Here is an 18,767-nt window from a genome sequence, read left to right as displayed (position 1 = left end):
ATATGTTACGTACACAATTTGAAAATGAATTAGAAAAACTACACAATCAGTTTTATGCGATGGGAACCGAAGTTCTATCTCAGATTAACCGGACTGTTCGTGCCTTCGTCACTCACGACCGTGAATTGGCTCGTGCCGTCATTGAAGATGACGCAGACGTCAATAAGTATGAAATTAAGTTAGAAGAAAAATCACTGGAGATTATCGCTCTCCAACAACCTGTTTCACAAGATTTGCGGACAGTTATTACGATTCTAAAAGCATCCAGTGATATTGAGCGTATGGGAGATCACGCGGTATCCATCGCTCAAGCAACGATTCGTGTAAAAGGCGAAGTTCGGATTGACGCTGTTGAGCAAGAAATCAACAAAATGGGGAAAAAAGTCAAGGAATTTGTAGAAGCGACTTTAGACCTTTATCTCAAAGGAGATGTTGACTCCGCTTATAAGGTTGCGGCGATGGATGAAGAAGTAAATGATTATTTCAAAAAAATCCAAGAATTGGCAACAGAAGAAATCAAACACAATCCAGAAGCCATTGTGGCAGGTCGGGATTATTTCCAAGTGATTAGCTACCTTGAACGAATTGGTGACTATGCTAAAAACGTTTGTGAGTGGGTTGTTTACTTGGAAACAGGTGAAATTGTTGAATTATAATCTTCACTGAAAATCAAAACGAACCTGATAAGGTAGTGTTTGACTTTTGAGGAGTATAAGACGAAAGCTAGGAAGGTGATGATTCCTAGCTTTTTCGTTTGCAAAAAGCAAGAGCAATGGTACAATTTTAGTATGAGTACAGAATTAATTGAGAATAAATTGGCGCTGGTACCGACAAGTCCTGGTTGTTACCTTCATAAGAATCAACAGGGAACCATTATCTATGTCGGTAAGGCCAAGAATTTACGAAATCGTGTTCGTTCTTATTTTCGAGGGAGTCATGACACGAAGACGGAGGCCCTCATTTCTGAAATTGCTGATTTTGAATTTATTGTTACGGAATCCAATATCGAAGCCCTCCTTCTTGAAATCAATCTGATCAAAGAAAATCGTCCTAAGTACAATATCATGCTCAAGGATGATAAGTCCTATCCGTTTATAAAAATTACAAATGACTATTATCCTCGCCTGATTACCACTCGGCAGGTTAAAAAAGATGGAGCCATGTATTTTGGGCCCTATCCAGATGTGGGAGCGGCTAATGAAATAAAGAAACTCCTGGATCGCATTTTTCCCTTTAAAAAATGTAGTAATCCAGCTGATAAGGTTTGCTTTTATTACCATCTCCACCAGTGTGATGCCCATACTGTAACAGGTTATGACCATCAGCATTTTATGGACATGGCCCAAGAAGTGTCAGACTTTTTAAAGGGGCAGGATGATAAAATTTTGAATGAGCTAAAAGACAAAATGGAGCTTGCAGCTCAAGATTTGGAATTTGAGCGGGCTGCTGAGTATCGAGATCTCTTACAAGCGATTGCTACCTTGCGGACTAAACAACGGGTGATGGCCAAAGATTTGCAAAATAGGGATGTCTTTGGTTATGCTGTTCACCAAGGCTGGATGTGTGTACAAGTCTTTTTTGTTCGCCAAGGCAAGCTTATGGAAAGGGATGTCAGCCTTTTTCCTTATTACAATGATGCTGAAGAGGATTTCTTGACGTATTTAGGACAGTTTTATCAGGAGGCGAATCATCTGATTCCGAATGAAATCCTGCTGCCCATGGATGTGGATTTTGAATCCGCTCAAGCCTTGGTCGATACCAAAATTCGACAACCTCAAAGGGGAGAAAAGAAACAGCTGGTCAGTCTCGCAAGCAAAAATGCGCGAGTCTCGCTCCAGCAAAAATTTGATCTACTGGAAAAGAATTTTGAGAAAACCCAAGGGGCTGTCGAAAATCTGGGGCGCGAATTGGGGATTTCAACCCCTTACCGCATTGAAGCCTTTGATAACTCCAATATTATGGGGACAAGTCCGGTCTCTGCCATGGTGGTTTTTGTCAATGGAGTGGCCAGTAAAAAGGATTACCGTAAATACAAGATTAAAACGGTTGAAGGCCCGGACGATTATGCTAGTATGCGAGAAGTGCTCAGGAGACGGTATAGTCGGGTGATTCGTGAAAACCTTCCACAACCGGATTTGATCATCATGGATGGAGGGCAAGGTCAGGTATCCGTGGCAAAAGAAGTGGTCCACGGTGAGTTGGGCCTCTCTATCCCTATTGCGGGATTAAAGAAAAATGACCGCCATCAAACTCATGAACTACTTTTTGGGGACCCGTTAGAAGTTGTGGAGCTTGGACGGCAGTCGCAAGAATTTTTCCTCTTACACCGCATTCAGGATGAGGTTCATCGTTTTGCCATCACCTTTCATCGCCAAGTTCGGAGTAAAAATTCTTTCTCATCTAGACTGGATGGTATAGAAGGTCTGGGGCCAAAACGGAAGCAAGCTCTTTTGAAACATTTTAAAAGTATTCCCAAAATTCAGGCAGCTAGTCTGGAGGAAATTCAGTCTCTTGGAATCCCTCAAGCAGTTGCCCAACGCGTTAAGGAGAGATTAGCGGATAAGGAAGAGGGAAAAGAAGGCTAAACTTTCAAAAGCCCATCATTCATTCTGGAAGAATCCCCATAGTTTTGAAAGAAGTGGTAGAATAGAAAGCAAAGGAGAAGTATATGGTTACAGTAGATTTTCAAAAAGAAGTTGAATTGCGTAAAGAAGATTTACTCAAGGACTTGGTTAGTCTCTTGGAAATTAACTCTGAGCGCAGAGATGATCTAGCGGATGCGGAGCATCCATTTGGACCAGGTCCAGTGGCAGCACTTAAGCATTTTCTTGCTTTAGCAGAACGAGATGGTTATCCAACCTTAAACGTTGATAACTATGCTGGTCATTTTGAGTATGGTGAAGGTGAAGAAGTTCTTGGGATTTTTGCCCATATGGACGTCGTTCCAGCTGGAAGTGGTTGGGAAACGGATCCTTATAAACCCGTTATCAAAGATGGTCGTCTTTATGCACGTGGTTCTAGTGATGATAAGGGACCTACCATGGCTTGTTATTATGGTTTGAAAATTATTAAGGAGCTTGGGCTTCCAACTTCTAAAAAAGTGCGTTTCGTAGTTGGGACAGATGAGGAATCTGGATGGGCAGACATGGACTATTATTTTGAACATGTCGGACTTCCAGAACCAGACTTTGGATTTTCTCCGGATGCTGAATTCCCCATTATTAATGGAGAAAAAGGAAATATCACAGCCTACCTCCATTATGATGGCCAACAGGAAGAAGGGCTCCAACTGCTTTCCTTTACTGGGGGACTCCGTGAGAACATGGTGCCAGAAGCTGCCAAGGCGGTGATTAAAGATGCACCGGAGTCTATGGTTCAAGAATTCAACAATTATTTACACGAAGTCGGCTTGAAGGGGCAAACTCGGGAGCTTGAGGCCGGCCTAGAATTGGAACTAATTGGAAAATCTGCTCACGGTGCCTCACCACATCTGGGGATTAATGGAGCTACCTATTTGGCAGCCTTCTTGTCCGACTATCCATTCACAGGAGCTGCTCAAGCTTATCTAGATTTAGCAGGTCGAATTCTGAAAGATGATCATGATGCGCGTGCTCTTGGCTTGGACTTCGTGGATGATCGTATGGGAGCTCTTTCCATGAATGCGGGCGTTTTCCGGTTTGAAAAAGAATCAGACCAGAGTCAAATTGCTCTAAACTTCCGTTACCCACAAGGAATGACACCAGAAAAGATCCAAGTAAAATTGGCAGAGGTATCTGGAGTAGAGGTGACGCTTTCCCAGCATGGCCACACCCCTCACTATGTGCCTGCTGAAGACCCACTCGTTCAGACCCTGCTTGCAGTTTATGAAAAACACACAGGTCTGAAAGGACATGAAAAAGTAATTGGTGGTGGAACTTTTGGACGTCTCTTGAAGCGCGGTGTAGCCTATGGAGCTATGTTCCCAGGCTATATCGACACCATGCACCAAGCCAATGAATTTATTGAAGTGGAAGATCTCTTCCGCGCCGCAGCCATTTATGCTGAGGCTATCTATGAATTGATTCGTTAATTTTTTAGGAGATATAGTCTTTTAGTTAATACTTAACCAACTTCAAAATCGGAATACTCGAAAAATTTCAAAGAGATAACTCGAAAAGCCGATGATGGTAGAACTAAAGTTCACCGAAGAGGCTTGACAACGTCAGAATTTGAAATTTATACTCGAAACGGTTCGAAATCTGACACGAATTTTAATCCAGGAATTGGATTAAAATTTATAGGTAATGAAGCAAGCATCGCTTGCCATCAATCCGATGAAGGCTGAACTATTGTTCGGCGAAGAAGATTAACACATTCAGATTTTGAAATGTAATGAGTATTATAGTCTTTTAGTTTGATTTTAGTACAAGGCAGCGAGTCGCAGGCAGTACTAAAGTACAGCAAGACGAGCTAACACAGTAATAAAAGATAAACTAAAAGAGTATAATGAGGATAATACTTGATTAGTTTCAAAATCTGAAATATAATAGTATTATGATTTTTACACCAGAACACATTAAAGAATTAGAAACAGCCCTAAAAGATAAATCACTAGCTTCTTTTCATAAACGTATCCAAGCCGTATATTTTAGAAGCCAGGATAAAACCTACTCAGAAATTAAACAACTACTTAATCTATCTCATGATACGGTTTGGCGTTTGGTAACTAAATATGAATCAGATGGCTTGTCCGCTCTAACAAAAGATGGCCGTGGAGGTCGACGTAACGCCTATCTATCCTTTGAAGAGGAGGCTGAATTTCTAGAGAACGAATTGGAATCAGCTCAGGCTGGAGAGATTGTTACTGCTACTCATTTACACCAAGCCTATCAAAAGAAAATTAACAAAAGCACATCAAAAGTAGCTTTCTACGATCTTTTAAAACGTCACGGATGGCGAAAAATAACTCCCCGTCCAGAACACCCAAAAAAGGCAGACGCCCAAACTATTAAGGCGTCTAAAAATAAAATCTAAATTCCGGAAGTTGAGAAAGCGCTTTAAACACAGTAGACGCTACAACAAAGTTCGTGTGATGTATCAAGATGAGGCTGGTTTTGGGCGTATTAGTAAACTTGGGAAAGCTTGGGCTCCCAAAGGACACCGTCCTATAGTAGGAAGCCACCATATTCGAGAATATCGTTATTGTTATGGAGCTGTCGATGCTTTTACTGGGGAATCTTTCTTCATAATAGCTGGTGGCTGTAATTCAGCTTGGATGAACGAATTCCTGAAGCAGCTTTCTGAACAGTATCCAGATGACTACATCTTATTAATTATGGATAATGCAGTATGGCATAAATCTCAGGAATTAGTTATCCCTAGCAATATAGGCTTTGAATTCATTCCGCCATATACACCAGAAATGAATCCAATTGAACAGGTTTGGGCAGAAATTCGGAAACGAGGCTTTAAGAATAAGGTATTTTCTTCACTTGAAGCGGTCATCGATCAATTAGAAACAGTCATTAGAGGTTTACATTGGGAAGATTTAAAAACCATTGTCCGAAGACAATGGTTGGTTTCAGATTTTGAACTTAACTGAGTATAAGTATAAAAGAGTATACAATAACAGCCAGCCCAAACGGACTGGCTGTTATTGCTGTTTATAGAGATGGTAGGCGAATTCGTCTACCTTTTTTTTGTTTTTCTTGGAGAGTTTAAGATAGATGTTAAAAATATCTTTGGGATCAATCAGATAGGTATCTTCAACTGATAAAATCTTTGACAACTGTAAAACTTGTTGGTAGGTTGGGATTTGTGCTCCCGATTCCCATTGGGCATACAAAGAACGAGGAATTGCCAGGATTTGATAGATATCTTCTTGGCGAAGGTTCAATTCTAAGCGACGTTTTTTTAATTTTTTACTATCAAACATTGACCGGCTCCTTCATATGTAATTGCCCTTACTATATCAAAATTTAAAAGTAAAAACAATGAAAACTAGGATAATTTAGAAAAAAGGATTGTAGTTTTTTTCATGACCGATGGTAGTATTATCCCCATGACCTGGAAAGACCTGGTAGTGGTCGGGAAGTGAAAAGAGTCGCTCCCGAATGGAGCTCAGCAGGATCTGCTGATTCCCAGTAGGGAGATCCCAACGTCCCACGGTCTCCTTAAAGAGACAGTCTCCAGTCAAAACAGCATTTTCCGCTTCCCATACCAGGGAAACTCCACCAACTGAATGTCCAGGAGTTGCTAGGATTTTAAAAGAAAAGTCTTCCAAGTCGAGTAGCTGTCCGGTTTCGAAGTAACATTCAGCCGGTCGGCAAACAATATCTGGAAGGTCTTGGTGACGGGCTAAACCGGACAAATTTTTGATAGGGTCCATTAACCAGTCAGCTTCGAGAGGGGAAACATAAACTGGTGGTCGGTCATAAGCCTCCCGAATTGTCTCTAATGAAAAAATGTGATCATAATGAGTGTGGGTGAGAAAGATGGCGATGAGAGATTTGTCGATGGCCTTTAATTTGGCGTGAATGGTTTCCAAGTCATTTCCAGGGTCTACCAAAATAAGCGCAGTTTCCGATTCTAGATAATAGGTGTTTTCTCCAGCAAGTGGATTAAAGGATTGATGAATTGGCATAGGAACTCCTTTCACTATAAGTATATCATGCTTAGTAAAATTCTAATTGTAGAAAGAATAGAAAACCGAACAACTTAGAAAATTTTGACCAATTAAGTGTCTACTGCTATAATGTTTTAAGTAGAAAAATGAAAGATGGAGGAAGAGAATGAACACTCTACCAAATTGTCCAAAATGTAACTCCGAATATGTCTACGAAGATGGCATTCTGTTGGTCTGTCCTGAATGTGCTTACGAATGGGATCCAAACGCTGAAGTAGAGGAAGGAATTGTTGCTCTTGATGCTAACGGAGTGAAGTTGGCTGATGGTGATACCGTAACGCTAATCAAAGACTTAAAAGTTAAAGGGGCTCCGAAAGATTTAAAACAAGGAACCAAGGTTAAGAATATTCGCTTGGTTGAGGGCGACCACAATATTGACTGTAAAATTGATGGTTTTGGCGCTATGAAGTTGAAATCTGAGTTTGTGAAAAAAGTTTAATGGCTGCTCGAACAAAATTCATCCTTGGTTATCGATTGCTCTTATTAATTCTTTCATCAATTGGAATTAGTCTGGAACTCTTTGAAGATGGCTGGGGCATGTTGCTTTACTATACAGTTCTGTCCAATATCCTAGTTTGGGTCTTTCTGTATTATACACTTTGGACTTGGCGTAATAGTCGGACACAAGAATTTTACCGGGTTAAAGCTGGTGTGACCATGGCTATTTTAATCACTTTTGTGGTTTACCATGTACTTTTATCACCATCGGTTGACCCAGAGGATTTCTATACTCTTAAAAATCTCTTGGTTCACTATCTGGTTCCCCTAGCATTTGTTGTGGATACCTTGGTTTGGGATCGAGCTCGCCAATATCGCTTGGTGGATCCTTGGATTTGGACCTCGTTTCCAATTTTCTATCTAGCTTTTGCCTTACTGAATGGTTTGATCTTGAAATGGCCGATTCCTGGCGCTGATCATAGTCCGTTTGCTTATTTCTTTTTGGATGTTACGGAGTATGGCTGGACCTATGTGCTTCAGTATGCAGCGATTATTTTTGTAGCCTACCTCCTCGTAGGTTATCTCTTATTTGCTTTTAAAAATAAAATTTGGCAAAAATCCGGCAAGATTGGCTAACTTCTTGCAAAAAGGATTAAAAGATGCTACTCTAGTTTAAGAAAAATTTCCTTTAATTCTGTCCTGTGAGGCAGGCAAGGAGAGTCGAATGGAAGAAACTGGGTGCAGTTTATTTTGTAGAACCTCCTTGAATAAGGAGGTTTTTAGTTTTAGAAAAAAAGGAGAATGGAGATATGCGGGTCAAGGAAGTGGTCGATGATGTGACGCTAAAACGTGCGATCACACGAATCATCTATGAAATTATGGAACGCAATAAGGATTTAGACCAAGTTGCCTTGGTAGGCATCAAACGCAGAGGCGTTTATTTGGCTAAGCGGATTCAAGAACGCTTGGAACAGTTGGAAGGGATTCAAATTCCTCTAGGTGAACTGGATACCAATCCTTTTCGAGATGATCAAAAGGGAGGAGAAGACACCTCTCATATTCCATTTGATGTTGATAAACGGAATATTATTTTAGTGGATGATGTTCTGTACACAGGGCGGACCATTCGAGCGGCTATCGATGCCCTCATTAGTCGTGGTCGGCCAAACAAAGTTTCATTAGCTGTTTTAGTGGACCGCGGACATCGTGAACTTCCGATTCGACCGGACTATGTTGGCAAAAATATTCCAACCAGTTCCAAAGAAAAGATTTCTGTTCAATTAACAGAGCTAGATGGACAAGACTGTGTCTTGTTGAGCGAAGGTGAGTAAGGTGTCCCAGCTTTCAAAAACAGTTGTCTTGATTACAGGTGCTTCGAGTGGAATTGGGGAGGCTACTGCTAGAAAATTAGCCCAGCAATCCAATTTTTCCTTGGTTTTAGTTGCTAGGAACCAGCAAAAATTAGAAACGCTTGCTGAAGAATTAAGTGCTCACAGTTCTGCGGATGTTATGGTTTATCCTTTAGATTTGACCAAATTGGAATTGATCCCAGCAATGGTTGAAGCGGTATTGAATCGATTGGGGCGCTTAGATGTGGTTTTGCAGGTTGCGGGCGCAGGAGATTTCAAACCAGCTTTAGACATAAATCTGGAAGAAGTAGTGAATCAGTTTCAACTGAATACCCTAGCAGGGATAGTCTTGTCCCAAGCTGCTGGTCAACAGATGGTAAAGCAGGGCAATGGTAAGATTCTCATTGTGGCCTCCATGTCCGGTAAATTACCAACTCCTCAGTCTTCAGTCTATGCTGCTAGTAAGAGTGCAATAAATACCTATGCTGCAGCATTGGAGATGGAATTAGAGTCTTCTGGAATCGCAGTAACGGTTGTGAATCCCGGACCTGTTCGGACACCCTTTTTTGATCATAGTTCAACGATGCAGGACTACATTCAAAATGTAGATCGCTTTGCAATGGATGTCGATCAGGTGGCTCAGAAATTAGCGAATTTGGTTTTAAAAACTGGATCCATGCCAAGAGAGGTAAATATGCCGTTTACCATGCGCTTAGCATATTGGGGACATCGCTTTTTTCCAAATTTAGCTCGCTGGTTGACCATGCGTTTTGCTAATTTTAAATAAAAACTACGAATGAATTAAATGGGAGGAGGTAAGTGATGACGAAAAGATTATTGATTTTAGAAAATGGTCAAGTCTTTGAAGGGCAGCCTTTAGGGGCTGAACAGGATGTCACCGGCAGAATTGTTCTGTCTAATCATACAAGTGGCCATCAGGAAATTATTTCGAATCAAACCTATAGTGGTCAGCTTTTAGCTTTCACTTATCCACGAGTGGGTAATTCAGGCTTTTATCGGGAGTTAGATGAATCCCTCCAACCTTCCTGCCGGGCTGTGATTGTATCGGATTATCGACACAAGAGCTCTTTTTGGAAACAAAAACAAGATTTAGATGCCTATCTTAAAGGAAAGGGAATTACCGGAATTCAGGGAATTGATACCCGGGCTTTGGCTCGAATTTTGCAGAAGGAAGGTCCTTTAAAAGCTACCATTGCAGATGAAGGTGATAGCCTGCATCATCTATTGGACCAGCTGGTTGCGACTGTTCTTCCCAAAGATGATGCTAGACAAGCTTCAACTCGGGCCCCCTTTCCCGTACCAGGTGTAGGGAAAAACATTATTCTCTTAGATTTTGGGGTTAAACATGCCCTACTTCGGGAGTTTTCCAAACGTGATAGTAACATCATTGTCCTACCATTTGATACCCCATTGGATAGAATTCACAACTACCAACCAGATGCGATTGTTCTTTCCAGTGGACCAGGTGACCCCCGTTATTTGGCTACGAATGAATTATTGGCTACATTGAGAACCCTTCAGGACCAATATCCGATTCTAGCTGTTGGTTTAGGTCACCTGCTCCTCTCATTAGCCAACCAAGCAGAGCTTGAAGAATTGGCTCATGGAATTACGGGCAGGCATGCTCTGTATGAATCTCTTACAAATCAAGTGTTGATTGCGGACTACCATCATCAGTATCCTATTAAAAGAGAGAATTTTCCCAAGCAGCTCTTCGCGACACATGTGACCTTAGATCAAAAATATGTGATCGGATATCGCCATCGTCGACGACCAGTCTTATCGGTTCAGTTTTCACCAGAAGGTTCTCCGGGTCCTCATGATTTTATCTATTTGCTGGATGAATTCTTCACACTACTGGATCAAGGAGGTCGTTCAGAATGAAACTTGTTTTGACACCTAGTGAATTAAATCAGAATCAGGAGCGGACCCTCAATCGTCTCCTACAAAAAAATAAAAACTGGATTCACCATGCTTTTAGGGATTTAGAATCCCTTTTGGCTGCATTGGTGGAAAATCCTGAGTACACTATTTTCCCGCTGTTTTTGGATCGTGAACTTATCGATCTCCTAATTGAAGTTCAAAGACTAGAAGCTTGGATGCAGATGAGATCAAGATGGCATAGTTATCCTGCTGCTTCCTTAGAATATCTTTTGCATGCAGAGCTCTTCCAGTCTCAATTGAAACAATTAGGACTGAATATGACCAATAGTCAATTGGTTTATGGCTGGGAAGATATACAGGATCGGATGCAGGAATTGACTTTTCCTGTCTTGCTTCGGGATTCCTTACAAATGCATGGCCAGGAACCGATAACGGTTGGAAATATAGAAGAACTTCAAACTGCTTACGAATATTTCCAGGATTTGGTATTACCCCTCCCCTATTATCTGGAGAGTCCAATGAAAGGTTTGAGAGAAGTCGAGTTAGTACTGGTTCGTGATTCTTATGATTCCAGTTTTATCTTGGGGACTGCGGAGCATATTGAACCTGTTGGTCTGCACAGGGATGATGCAACCATTGTATTTCCAGCTCAAACCTTGTCAGATTCAGATATTCAGTTTTTACGGAATTATTCGATTCGTTTGGCCCGAGGCTTGCGTTTACAAGGGCTGATCTCTTTACGCTTTGCTTGGAATCCACAGAAGCAGCAGGCTTTTCTTCTACAAGTTGGATTGGGATTAAATGATAGTGCTTTGATGATGAGCCAAATTTTACGCTTACCCATGGCAGAATTGATGCTACACATTTTGGAAGGGAATCCTGTTCAAAGTATGCCAGGTTGGAAGGCTGGAGAACAGGTCATGGACTATTTGGTGGCTCGGTTCCCCTTGGATTTTAGCCAAGACCATTTAGCTGATGGTGCACTCCGACGACAATCAACTGGACAGTTTTATGCCTATGCTCGAAATTTGGAAGCCAGCTTGCTCAAAGGATTGGCTGTTTTAGAAGCACGGCTGGATTTTCCACTCGAGCGATTGAGTGAAGAGGATTTAATTGATCATTTGGTTCGACAGCAGTCAGACCGCTTGCTGTATCTTCTTGAGGGGCTTAGACGTGGCCTTTCGGTTTCCTATATCCAAGGCTTGACGCATATAGATCCTCTTTTTTTAGAGGCCTTACAATCTGTCGTTGAGTTGGAAAAAGAACTGGTTCAAAAATCAAGAGATTTAGACTTGCTTCGACAAGCAAAGGCAGCAGGTCTATCGGATCTCCGCATTGCTAAATTATGGAATGAATCAGAAGAGGCTATTTGGCAGTTGCGGGTTTCAGAGGGCATTCTTCCTACCTATAAGGAAATTGAAGGTTGGATTGGGTTTGCTGTAGCCTATTATTCGAGCTATGAAATGGAGAACGAAGCCCAACAAAGTGTGCATCCAAGCACTGTCTTCCTGTATTCCGATCAGAACCCTTGGTTGGGACAGGAATTATGGAAGGAATCCATCTTAGTCGGTAGCAATAGTCCTTTGGAAGCGGGAATGAAACAGTATCTAGAACCACTGATTCCTGAGCTCATTGACCAGGTTCTATTACTGGAGGATCCAGACAAACTCTATGGAAGTCCTGAAATTCGCAGCCTGAATCTACGTAATTTCTACACCCGTACAGGATTCGATTAAAAAATTAAAAGCTGTCAATAAAAAATTAAAAGCTGTCAAGAAAAAAACTTGACAGCTGTTTGAGAAGGTGTTAGAATAGCTATTGTTGAGTTTCCTTAACACAAAGAAAAAGTTTAGAAAAGAGAATTTATAAAATGGCAGTTAAAATTCGTTTGACTCGTATGGGTTCTAAAAAGAAACCTTTTTACCGTATCAATGTTGCAGATTCACGTGCTCCACGTGATGGACGTTTCATCGAAACAGTTGGAACTTACAACCCACTTGTTGAAGAAAACCAAGTGACTCTTAAAGAAGAGCGCGTTTTGGCATGGTTGGCTGATGGAGCACAACCATCTGATACAGTGCGTAACATTTTTTCAAAAGCTGGAATCATGAAGAAATTCCACGAGTCAAAACTCTCTAAATAATAAAGGTTAGCTTATGGACACGATTGAAAATCTCATTATTGCGATTGTGAAGCCACTGATTTCACATCCAGACCACTTAACCATTCGTATCGAGGATACGCCTGAATTTCTGGAGTACCATTTGGATTTACATCCGTCGGATGTTGGTCGGGTAATCGGTCGGAAAGGGCGGACGATTTCAGCGATAAGGACGATTGTTTATTCGGTCCCAATCGATTCAAAAAAAGTTCGGATTGTGATTGATGAACAAGAGTGATCTTGTTACTTGGAGTCGTTCGAACTTTTGAAGAAGCTAAGACTACTGGGGCCCTGTTCCCAGTTTTTTATTTTAATTGGAGAGTAAGATGGAGTATTTAAACGTAGCTACCATTGTCAATACCCAAGGTTTACAAGGGGAGATGCGGGTGCTATCTGTTACGGATTTTGCAGAAGAGCGGTTTAAAAAGGGAAGCCAATTGGCCTTGTTTGATCCTCAGGATCAGTTCGTCCAAATGGTAGAGATTCACAGTCACCGTAAGGCTAAGCAGTTTGATATTATCAAATTTAAAGGCATGTATCATATTAATGATATTGAAAAGTATAAGACTTATAAGTTGAAAATTGCGATAGAAGACCTGAGTGATTTGGAAGAAGGTGCCTTCTACTACCATGAAATTATTGGTCTCCCTGTCTATGAAGGAAATCAACTGCTTGGAACCATCAAGGAAATCCTTCAGCCAGGTGCCAATGATGTTTGGGTCGTAAAAAGAAAAGGGAAGAATGATTTGCTATTACCTTACATTCCACCAGTAGTCCTAGAAGTGGATTTAGAAGCTGGAAAAATAGTCGTTGAAGTTCCGGAAGGATTGGACGATGAGAATTGATATTTTAACCCTTTTTCCAGAAATGTTTTCGCCTTTGGAGCACTCTATAGTCGGTAAGGCACGAGAAAAAGGCTTGCTAGACATGAATTATCATAATTTTCGGGAAGCGGCAGAAAAAGCTCGTCATGTAGATGACGAACCTTATGGGGGAGGACAAGGAATGTTACTTCGAGCCCAACCAATTTATGATGCCATTGAAGGTATCCAAGGTCGTGAACGAGCACGAGTCATCCTTCTAGATCCTGCAGGTCGTTCTTTTGATCAAGCTTATGCGGAAGAGTTATCCAAAGAAAAACAACTGATTTTTATTTGTGGTCACTATGAAGGTTATGATGAGCGGATTAAACCGTTAGTGACAGATGAAATCTCCTTGGGGGATTATGTCTTAACAGGGGGAGAACTAGCGGCCATGACGATTATTGACGCGACAGTCCGTCTGGTTCCACAAGTTATAGGGAAGGAATGTAGTCATACAGATGATAGTTTTTCTTCAGGTCTTCTGGAATATCCCCAGTACACACGTCCTTACGATTTCCGAGGGATGACAGTTCCAGACGTTTTAATGAGTGGGCACCATGAGCGTATACGGCAATGGCGTCTTTTTCAAAGTTTGAAAAAAACAAAAGAAAGGCGGCCTGATTTACTTCAAGACTATACGCTAACCAAAGAGGAGGAGCGATTTTTACAATTAATTGAAGAAAATCGTGATATTGATGAACTCTTTAAGTAAAAAAGCTTGACAGCAGTAGCCGACTCCTGTATAATATAATAGATTTTAACTTGAAGGGAGTGAGATGGAATGTCAAAAACAGTGGTACGTAAGAATGAATCATTAGATGATGCACTTCGTCGATTCAAGCGTGCGGTTACTAAAGCTGGTACTCTTCAAGAAACACGTAAACGTGAATTCTATGAAAAACCTTCTGTAAAACGTAAACGTAAATCAGAAGCAGCTCGTAAACGTAAGAAATTCTAATAGTGAAAGCAGTCCAGTCGGATTGCTTTTTTCTACTATTTTAGATATCCATGAAGGAAGACCTATTCGTTCAAAAGAGATTATTCAACATAGTTGGAGGTCTAAAGGACGCTTACACCAAAATTAATACTCGAAACCTGAAAAGGCAATCCGATGAGGAAAGAACTGAGGGTTCGCGAAGAGGATTAACATAGTCAGATTTTGAAATATAATGAGTATAAAATACATTTCAAAACCTACTTTACATGCTGATAAATCTCCTAGATTCACTGAAATCAAACATGGAGATTTAGATTTTGTGCTTTATAGAATCTGAGTAGAAAAAGGCTGAGACGTCTGTCTCAGCCCTCTATGATGATTATTTTTTCTCAAGTAGCGCTTTGATATCTTGAAGCAATTCAACTTCTGTTGGACCAGCAACTTCAGATTCCTCTTCTTTAGCTCCGATAGATTGAGCTTTCTCAACAGCTTTAACAACGAAGAAGAGAACAGTACCGATAATCAAGAAGTTAATGATAGCACTTAGGAAGCTACCATATGCAACGCCGTTCCAAGTAAGTTCAGCGATTTTCTCAACTTGAGCAGCTTTCAAAGCAGGGTTCAAGAAGATTGGTGTCAAGACATCTTCTACCAAAGAAGTAATGATCTGTCCGAAAGCAGCCCCGATAATCACAGCCACAGCAAGGTCAACAATATTTCCACGTAAGAGGAAATCTTTCAATTCTTTTAACATAAGAATCTCCATTCTTTTATTTGATACGAATACATTATAGCTAAGTAAGATTAAAAAGACAATGGATTTGCTTGATTTTTTTTAGGGGAAACTAGAAACGGCTTGTTTTACAAAAGTGGTTATTTAGGATAAAATGAAGGAATAATAAGCGGAAGGAGGGGACATGGTTTCAACGCAAGATATTCAAGATTTAAAGAGTCGTGTGAACATTGTGGATGTCATCGGAGACTACCTTCCTTTGACCAAGGCTGGTCGTAATTATCTAGGACTTTGTCCTTTTCATGGAGAAAAAACACCTTCCTTTAACGTGAACCAGGAAAAACAATTTTACCATTGTTTTGGTTGCGGCAAGTCAGGAGATGTCTATCGGTTTATTGAAGAGATTGATGGAATTCCCTTTATGGAGGCAGTGGCCAAAGTAGCTCAGTTTAATGGCGAAACCATGGACATTGCTCCCTCTAGACAGGTTCCAACTAAGAAACCTTCAGTTGAAGGAGACTTGATAGCCTTACACCAAGAAGCTGCGACTTTTTACCAAGCCATTTTACTGACATCTACGATGGGGAAAGAAGCTCTAGCTTATTTGGAATCGCGGGGATTAAGCCGCAAGGATATTGAATATTTTGGAATTGGATTAGCGCCTGCTAGAGGAGGGTTTCTTTATGAACGGGTGGTTCAAAAGTTTGATTTTCCGGAAGACCGCTACTTAGATTCTGGTCTCTTTCATATTGAGCAGAACCGCTTAGTTGATTCCTTCTATGACCGAATTATGTTTCCCTTGACCAATATTAAGGGACAAGTCATTGGTTTTTCAGGCCGCATTTTTGGAAATCAATCTGATCAACAGGCAAAGTACAAAAATAGCAGACGGACCAAGATTTTTAATAAGAGTTTTGAATTCTACCACTTGGATCAGGCTCTCCCTCATATTAAAAAAAGCAAAGAAGTTTACCTGATGGAAGGCTTTATGGATGTCATCGCTGCCTACCGTTCCGGTGTTCGAAATGTCATCGCAACCATGGGGACAGCCCTGACATCTGAACATGTCCAACGCTTACGGGCCTATAATCCTTCTGTGATTCTGGCCTACGATGGAGATAGTGCTGGACAGGCAGCTATTGAGAAAGCAATTCAGGAATTAAAAGGCTTTCCAGTTGAAGTTGTACGCTTTTCTCAAGGTATGGATCCAGATGAATTTCTCCAAGCCCATTCTTCAGAAGAGTTACGTACCTGTCTTGAGGAAACGCGTATGGATGCCCTTGAGTTTCTGATGGACTATTACCGTCCGTCCAATCTTCAGGGAGTTCAGGCTCAATTGGCCTATGTAGAGCGATTGGTTCCTTATATTGCAGCTTTAACCTCGGATTTATTGAGGGAAGTTTATATCAGGAAACTGATCCAAGAGGCTTCTGCTTTTGACCAAGTGCAGGTGGAGCAGATGGTTGCCCAGGCTCGTGTGCAAGTAGCAGCGGGATCCGCAAATCAGGTTCGTATCGCTCCTGTAGAGGTGCAGGTCCGTCTCCCTCAGAGCAGGTTGGCCCAAACCGAGAGGCAACTGCTTCATCGCTTAATCCACCATAGCTCCTTGTTAAATGAATTTCGCTTTTTAGAAAATTTTCACTTTGTTGAAAAGAATCATGAACAGCTCTATCAGCTATTGTTAGAGAAAGGGCAACTAACCAGCCAAGATTTGGGGGAAGCAACAGAAGAGATTAATCGCCTGTGGTACCAAATTCTAGAAATGAATTTACCTCCTCAAATTGGGGATGAGGAAATTGAACAATTAATGCAAACCCAAGAATGGGAAAAGCATAAACAAAAAAATAAAGAAATTGCCAAAAATATTCAAGCATCTGTGCAAATAGGTCAACATGACCAAGCTGCTATGGATTTAAATGAACTGATTGCCCAAAAAAGAAAAATGGAGTAAGGAATGGCTAAAAAACAAAAAGAAGTAACAACATTAGATGTTCAAATTGCAGAGTTTATTCGGAATCATAAGCTTTCCGGAACCGCAACCGATGAGGAAATTAATAGCTCCCTAATTATTCCGTTTAGTTTAGATGCAGACGGGATTGATAATCTTTTACAACGTATTCAGGATGCGGGTATCGCCGTAACTGACAAAGATGGAAATCCAAGTCAACGCGTATTGGCAGCTGAGGAAGAGGAGAAGGATTTGTCAGATGAGGAATTGCTGGGAAGTAATTCTGCCAAAGTCAATGATCCTGTCCGTATGTATTTGAAAGAAATCGGGGTAGTACCTCTTCTGACCAATGAAGAAGAACAAGAACTGGCTATCTTAGTTGAGCAAGGAGACCTAGAAGCAAAACAACGCTTGGCTGAAGCCAATCTACGTCTGGTTGTCTCTATTGCCAAACGCTATGTCGGTCGTGGCATGCAGTTCCTGGATCTGATTCAGGAAGGAAATATGGGCTTGATGAAGGCCGTTGATAAGTTTGACCATACCAAAGGTTTCAAATTCTCAACGTATGCGACTTGGTGGATCCGTCAAGCTATCACACGGGCGATTGCTGACCAAGCACGGACCATTCGTATCCCAGTCCACATGGTTGAAACCATCAACAAATTGGTTCGGGAGCAACGGACCTTGCTTCAAGAATTGGGACAGGACCCAACTCCAGAACAAATTGCTGAACGGATGGATATGACCCCTGATAAGGTCCGTGAAATCTTGAAAATTGCTCAAGAACCTGTATCTCTTGAAACCCCAATTGGTGAAGAAGATGATAGTCACTTGGGAGATTTCATTGAGGATGAGGTCATTGAGAACCCAGTTGATTATACAACTCGAGTTGTTCTTCGTGAACAATTGGATGAAGTCTTAGACACACTGACTGACCGCGAAGAAAACGTGCTTCGCCTTCGTTTCGGTTTAGATGATGGAAAAATGCGGACGCTCGAAGATGTTGGTAAAGTTTTCAATGTGACGCGTGAACGGATTCGTCAGATTGAAGCAAAAGCCTTGCGTAAACTTCGTCAACCTAGTCGTTCGAAGCCTTTACGTGATTTCATTGAGGATTAGGGAGTAACTATGTCTTATACAGAAGCAGAAGCAATTAAAACCAAGATCCTCCATGCCTTGGAAGACGTCATGGATCCGGAATTAGGAATTGATATTGTTAATCTTGGTTTGGTTTATGAAATCCGTTTTGATGGGGAATCTGGCCATACAGAAATTGATATGACCCTCACGACCATGGGCTGCCCCTTAGCTGACTTGTTAACTTCACAAATTTATGATGCCCTCAAACCAGTGGAGGAAGTTAAGAAGGTGGATGTTAAACTTGTTTGGTATCCAGCCTGGACCGTCGAAAAAATGAGTCGCTACGCGCGAATTGCTTTGGGAATTAAATAAAAAAATAAGAAAGTCGGAGTTTTCCGGCTTTTTTTGTCGCTAGATGTTGGGGGGGGTGTGATGCTAGCTTGCAATTGGAACCTTGCTTTCTATGACTTAAAACACAATATATAGTACGTTGTTCAGATATTTCACTAGATATTGATTTTTGTTTTATGGAGTGATACACTAGTTCCAGTCATAAAAAGTCTAGTTGACGAGAATACAGAGGTGCTAAGATTTTCTTTCTTGATTTCAGAAGAAAGAGTATTGCACTTGTAATAAATATTTTCGATAAAATGTTGCTTAGTTTTGCTCAACTGTTCCACCATTTGTAA

At 41.1% G+C, this 18,767-nt stretch carries 21 protein-coding genes and 1 pseudogene; 18 read left to right on the top strand and 4 right to left on the bottom strand.

The genetic code is table 11. The features are described from left to right. Positions 1 to 2 precede the first annotated feature (2 nt). The 4 genes from phoU (at position 3) to JEQ21_RS02665 (ending at position 5,581) form a co-directional block, all read left to right on the top strand. Positions 3 to 656, top strand: coding sequence for a phosphate signaling complex protein PhoU (gene phoU, locus JEQ21_RS02680; RefSeq protein WP_199363853.1), 654 nt, complete (start codon positions 3 to 5; stop codon positions 654 to 656). Between the two features lie 132 nt (positions 657 to 788). Next, on the top strand, positions 789 to 2,585 hold the full coding sequence (uvrC, locus tag JEQ21_RS02675) for an excinuclease ABC subunit UvrC (RefSeq protein WP_199363852.1): 1,797 nt from the start codon (positions 789 to 791) through the stop codon (positions 2,583 to 2,585). A gap of 83 nt (positions 2,586 to 2,668) precedes the next feature. Next, the gene (gene pepV / locus JEQ21_RS02670; RefSeq protein ID WP_199363851.1) at positions 2,669 to 4,069 is read left to right on the top strand and encodes a dipeptidase PepV; all 1,401 of its coding nucleotides are present in this window, start codon (positions 2,669 to 2,671) and stop codon (positions 4,067 to 4,069) included. A 464-nt stretch (positions 4,070 to 4,533) separates the two neighbouring features. Next, a protein-coding gene (locus JEQ21_RS02665; RefSeq protein ID WP_199363850.1) for an IS630 family transposase occupies positions 4,534 to 5,581 on the top strand; the annotation gives its coding sequence in 2 pieces (ribosomal slippage) (positions 4,534 to 4,971 and positions 4,973 to 5,581; 1,047 coding nt in all). Between the two features lie 51 nt (positions 5,582 to 5,632). Here the strand turns inward: JEQ21_RS02665 and JEQ21_RS02660 are convergent. Next, positions 5,633 to 5,914: a helix-turn-helix domain-containing protein gene (locus tag JEQ21_RS02660; RefSeq protein WP_196090817.1), complete on the bottom strand. Its 282-nt coding sequence runs from the start codon at positions 5,912 to 5,914 to the stop codon at positions 5,633 to 5,635. A 75-nt stretch (positions 5,915 to 5,989) separates the two neighbouring features. After that, the gene (locus tag JEQ21_RS02655) at positions 5,990 to 6,622 is read right to left on the bottom strand and encodes an MBL fold metallo-hydrolase (protein WP_199363849.1); all 633 of its coding nucleotides are present in this window, start codon (positions 6,620 to 6,622) and stop codon (positions 5,990 to 5,992) included. A 148-nt stretch (positions 6,623 to 6,770) separates the two neighbouring features. Here JEQ21_RS02655 and JEQ21_RS02650 point away from each other — a divergent pair, with 148 nt between their 5' ends. From JEQ21_RS02650 to rpsU, 11 genes are all read left to right on the top strand, one after another. Beyond that, positions 6,771 to 7,103 (top strand): zinc ribbon domain-containing protein YjdM, encoded by a 333-nt coding sequence (locus JEQ21_RS02650; protein WP_196090819.1) that lies wholly within the window; start codon positions 6,771 to 6,773, stop codon positions 7,101 to 7,103. Beyond that, a complete protein-coding gene (locus tag JEQ21_RS02645) occupies positions 7,103 to 7,738 on the top strand; it encodes a Pr6Pr family membrane protein (RefSeq protein WP_199363848.1) in 636 nt (211 codons plus the stop codon). The genes JEQ21_RS02650 and JEQ21_RS02645 overlap by 1 nt, the downstream gene beginning before the upstream one ends. 173 nt (positions 7,739 to 7,911) lie before the next feature. Continuing rightward, positions 7,912 to 8,433, top strand: a complete 522-nt coding sequence (gene pyrR / locus JEQ21_RS02640) for a bifunctional pyr operon transcriptional regulator/uracil phosphoribosyltransferase PyrR (RefSeq protein WP_196090821.1) — start codon at positions 7,912 to 7,914, stop codon at positions 8,431 to 8,433. Between the two features lies 1 nt (position 8,434). Then, entirely contained in the window at positions 8,435 to 9,238 is an 804-nt protein-coding gene (locus JEQ21_RS02635) for an SDR family NAD(P)-dependent oxidoreductase (protein ID WP_199363847.1), read from the top strand. 35 nt (positions 9,239 to 9,273) lie between these two features. Next, positions 9,274 to 10,356: a carbamoyl phosphate synthase small subunit gene (locus tag JEQ21_RS02630; RefSeq protein ID WP_199363846.1), complete on the top strand. Its 1,083-nt coding sequence runs from the start codon at positions 9,274 to 9,276 to the stop codon at positions 10,354 to 10,356. After that, positions 10,353 to 12,092, top strand: coding sequence for an ATP-binding protein (locus tag JEQ21_RS02625; protein WP_199363845.1), 1,740 nt, complete (start codon positions 10,353 to 10,355; stop codon positions 12,090 to 12,092). Before JEQ21_RS02630 ends, JEQ21_RS02625 begins: the two co-directional genes overlap by 4 nt. Before the next feature lie 134 nt (positions 12,093 to 12,226). Continuing rightward, entirely contained in the window at positions 12,227 to 12,499 is a 273-nt protein-coding gene (rpsP, locus tag JEQ21_RS02620; RefSeq protein ID WP_199363844.1) for a 30S ribosomal protein S16, read from the top strand. A gap of 13 nt (positions 12,500 to 12,512) precedes the next feature. After that, a complete protein-coding gene (locus JEQ21_RS02615; RefSeq protein ID WP_196090826.1) occupies positions 12,513 to 12,755 on the top strand; it encodes a KH domain-containing protein in 243 nt (80 codons plus the stop codon). A gap of 88 nt (positions 12,756 to 12,843) precedes the next feature. Continuing rightward, positions 12,844 to 13,362 (top strand): ribosome maturation factor RimM, encoded by a 519-nt coding sequence (rimM, locus tag JEQ21_RS02610; protein ID WP_199363843.1) that lies wholly within the window; start codon positions 12,844 to 12,846, stop codon positions 13,360 to 13,362. Then, complete coding sequence (gene trmD, locus JEQ21_RS02605) at positions 13,352 to 14,092, top strand: tRNA (guanosine(37)-N1)-methyltransferase TrmD (protein WP_199363842.1); 741 nt, start codon at positions 13,352 to 13,354, stop codon at positions 14,090 to 14,092. Before rimM ends, trmD begins: the two co-directional genes overlap by 11 nt. 69 nt (positions 14,093 to 14,161) lie before the next feature. After that, on the top strand, positions 14,162 to 14,338 hold the full coding sequence (gene rpsU, locus JEQ21_RS02600) for a 30S ribosomal protein S21 (protein ID WP_000048054.1): 177 nt from the start codon (positions 14,162 to 14,164) through the stop codon (positions 14,336 to 14,338). Positions 14,339 to 14,696: 358 nt separating this feature from the next. Here rpsU and mscL read toward each other — a convergent pair whose 3' ends face one another. Beyond that, positions 14,697 to 15,071: a large conductance mechanosensitive channel protein MscL gene (gene mscL, locus JEQ21_RS02595; RefSeq protein ID WP_199363841.1), complete on the bottom strand. Its 375-nt coding sequence runs from the start codon at positions 15,069 to 15,071 to the stop codon at positions 14,697 to 14,699. 163 nt (positions 15,072 to 15,234) lie between these two features. Here mscL and dnaG point away from each other — a divergent pair, with 163 nt between their 5' ends. The 3 genes from dnaG to JEQ21_RS02580 are packed head-to-tail and all read left to right on the top strand — an operon-like array spanning position 15,235 to position 18,450. Continuing rightward, the gene (dnaG, locus tag JEQ21_RS02590) at positions 15,235 to 17,001 is read left to right on the top strand and encodes a DNA primase (protein ID WP_199363840.1); all 1,767 of its coding nucleotides are present in this window, start codon (positions 15,235 to 15,237) and stop codon (positions 16,999 to 17,001) included. Positions 17,002 to 17,004: 3 nt separating this feature from the next. Continuing rightward, the gene (rpoD, locus tag JEQ21_RS02585) at positions 17,005 to 18,117 is read left to right on the top strand and encodes an RNA polymerase sigma factor RpoD (RefSeq protein ID WP_196090831.1); all 1,113 of its coding nucleotides are present in this window, start codon (positions 17,005 to 17,007) and stop codon (positions 18,115 to 18,117) included. 9 nt (positions 18,118 to 18,126) lie between these two features. Then, a complete protein-coding gene (locus JEQ21_RS02580; RefSeq protein WP_199363839.1) occupies positions 18,127 to 18,450 on the top strand; it encodes a metal-sulfur cluster assembly factor in 324 nt (107 codons plus the stop codon). A 191-nt stretch (positions 18,451 to 18,641) separates the two neighbouring features. On the opposite strand, the pseudogene JEQ21_RS09865 reads toward JEQ21_RS02580, so the two are convergent. Next, positions 18,642 to 18,767, bottom strand: a pseudogene (locus tag JEQ21_RS09865) (IS110 family transposase); the annotation flags it as partial.

The sequence above is a fragment of the Streptococcus sp. 121 genome, assembly GCF_016458205.1.
GTDB lineage: Bacteria > Bacillota > Bacilli > Lactobacillales > Streptococcaceae > Streptococcus.
This window is presented reverse-complemented; position numbering and strand designations above follow the sequence as displayed.

Coding starts and splice junctions, on each gene's coding strand:
- pyrR (WP_196090821.1), top strand. CDS start 7,912: ATGCGGGTCAAGGAAGTGGTCGATGATGTGACGCTAAAACGTGCGATC.
- rpsU (WP_000048054.1), top strand. CDS start 14,162: ATGTCAAAAACAGTGGTACGTAAGAATGAATCATTAGATGATGCACTT.
- uvrC (WP_199363852.1), top strand. CDS start 789: ATGAGTACAGAATTAATTGAGAATAAATTGGCGCTGGTACCGACAAGT.
- JEQ21_RS02580 (WP_199363839.1), top strand. CDS start 18,127: ATGTCTTATACAGAAGCAGAAGCAATTAAAACCAAGATCCTCCATGCC.
- JEQ21_RS02655 (WP_199363849.1), bottom strand. CDS start 6,622: ATGCCAATTCATCAATCCTTTAATCCACTTGCTGGAGAAAACACCTAT.
- phoU (WP_199363853.1), top strand. CDS start 3: ATGTTACGTACACAATTTGAAAATGAATTAGAAAAACTACACAATCAG.
- pepV (WP_199363851.1), top strand. CDS start 2,669: ATGGTTACAGTAGATTTTCAAAAAGAAGTTGAATTGCGTAAAGAAGAT.
- JEQ21_RS02645 (WP_199363848.1), top strand. CDS start 7,103: ATGGCTGCTCGAACAAAATTCATCCTTGGTTATCGATTGCTCTTATTA.
- trmD (WP_199363842.1), top strand. CDS start 13,352: ATGAGAATTGATATTTTAACCCTTTTTCCAGAAATGTTTTCGCCTTTG.
- JEQ21_RS02650 (WP_196090819.1), top strand. CDS start 6,771: ATGAACACTCTACCAAATTGTCCAAAATGTAACTCCGAATATGTCTAC.
- JEQ21_RS02615 (WP_196090826.1), top strand. CDS start 12,513: ATGGACACGATTGAAAATCTCATTATTGCGATTGTGAAGCCACTGATT.
- mscL (WP_199363841.1), bottom strand. CDS start 15,071: ATGTTAAAAGAATTGAAAGATTTCCTCTTACGTGGAAATATTGTTGAC.
- dnaG (WP_199363840.1), top strand. CDS start 15,235: ATGGTTTCAACGCAAGATATTCAAGATTTAAAGAGTCGTGTGAACATT.
- rpoD (WP_196090831.1), top strand. CDS start 17,005: ATGGCTAAAAAACAAAAAGAAGTAACAACATTAGATGTTCAAATTGCA.
- JEQ21_RS02630 (WP_199363846.1), top strand. CDS start 9,274: ATGACGAAAAGATTATTGATTTTAGAAAATGGTCAAGTCTTTGAAGGG.
- rimM (WP_199363843.1), top strand. CDS start 12,844: ATGGAGTATTTAAACGTAGCTACCATTGTCAATACCCAAGGTTTACAA.
- JEQ21_RS02625 (WP_199363845.1), top strand. CDS start 10,353: ATGAAACTTGTTTTGACACCTAGTGAATTAAATCAGAATCAGGAGCGG.
- JEQ21_RS02660 (WP_196090817.1), bottom strand. CDS start 5,914: ATGTTTGATAGTAAAAAATTAAAAAAACGTCGCTTAGAATTGAACCTT.
- rpsP (WP_199363844.1), top strand. CDS start 12,227: ATGGCAGTTAAAATTCGTTTGACTCGTATGGGTTCTAAAAAGAAACCT.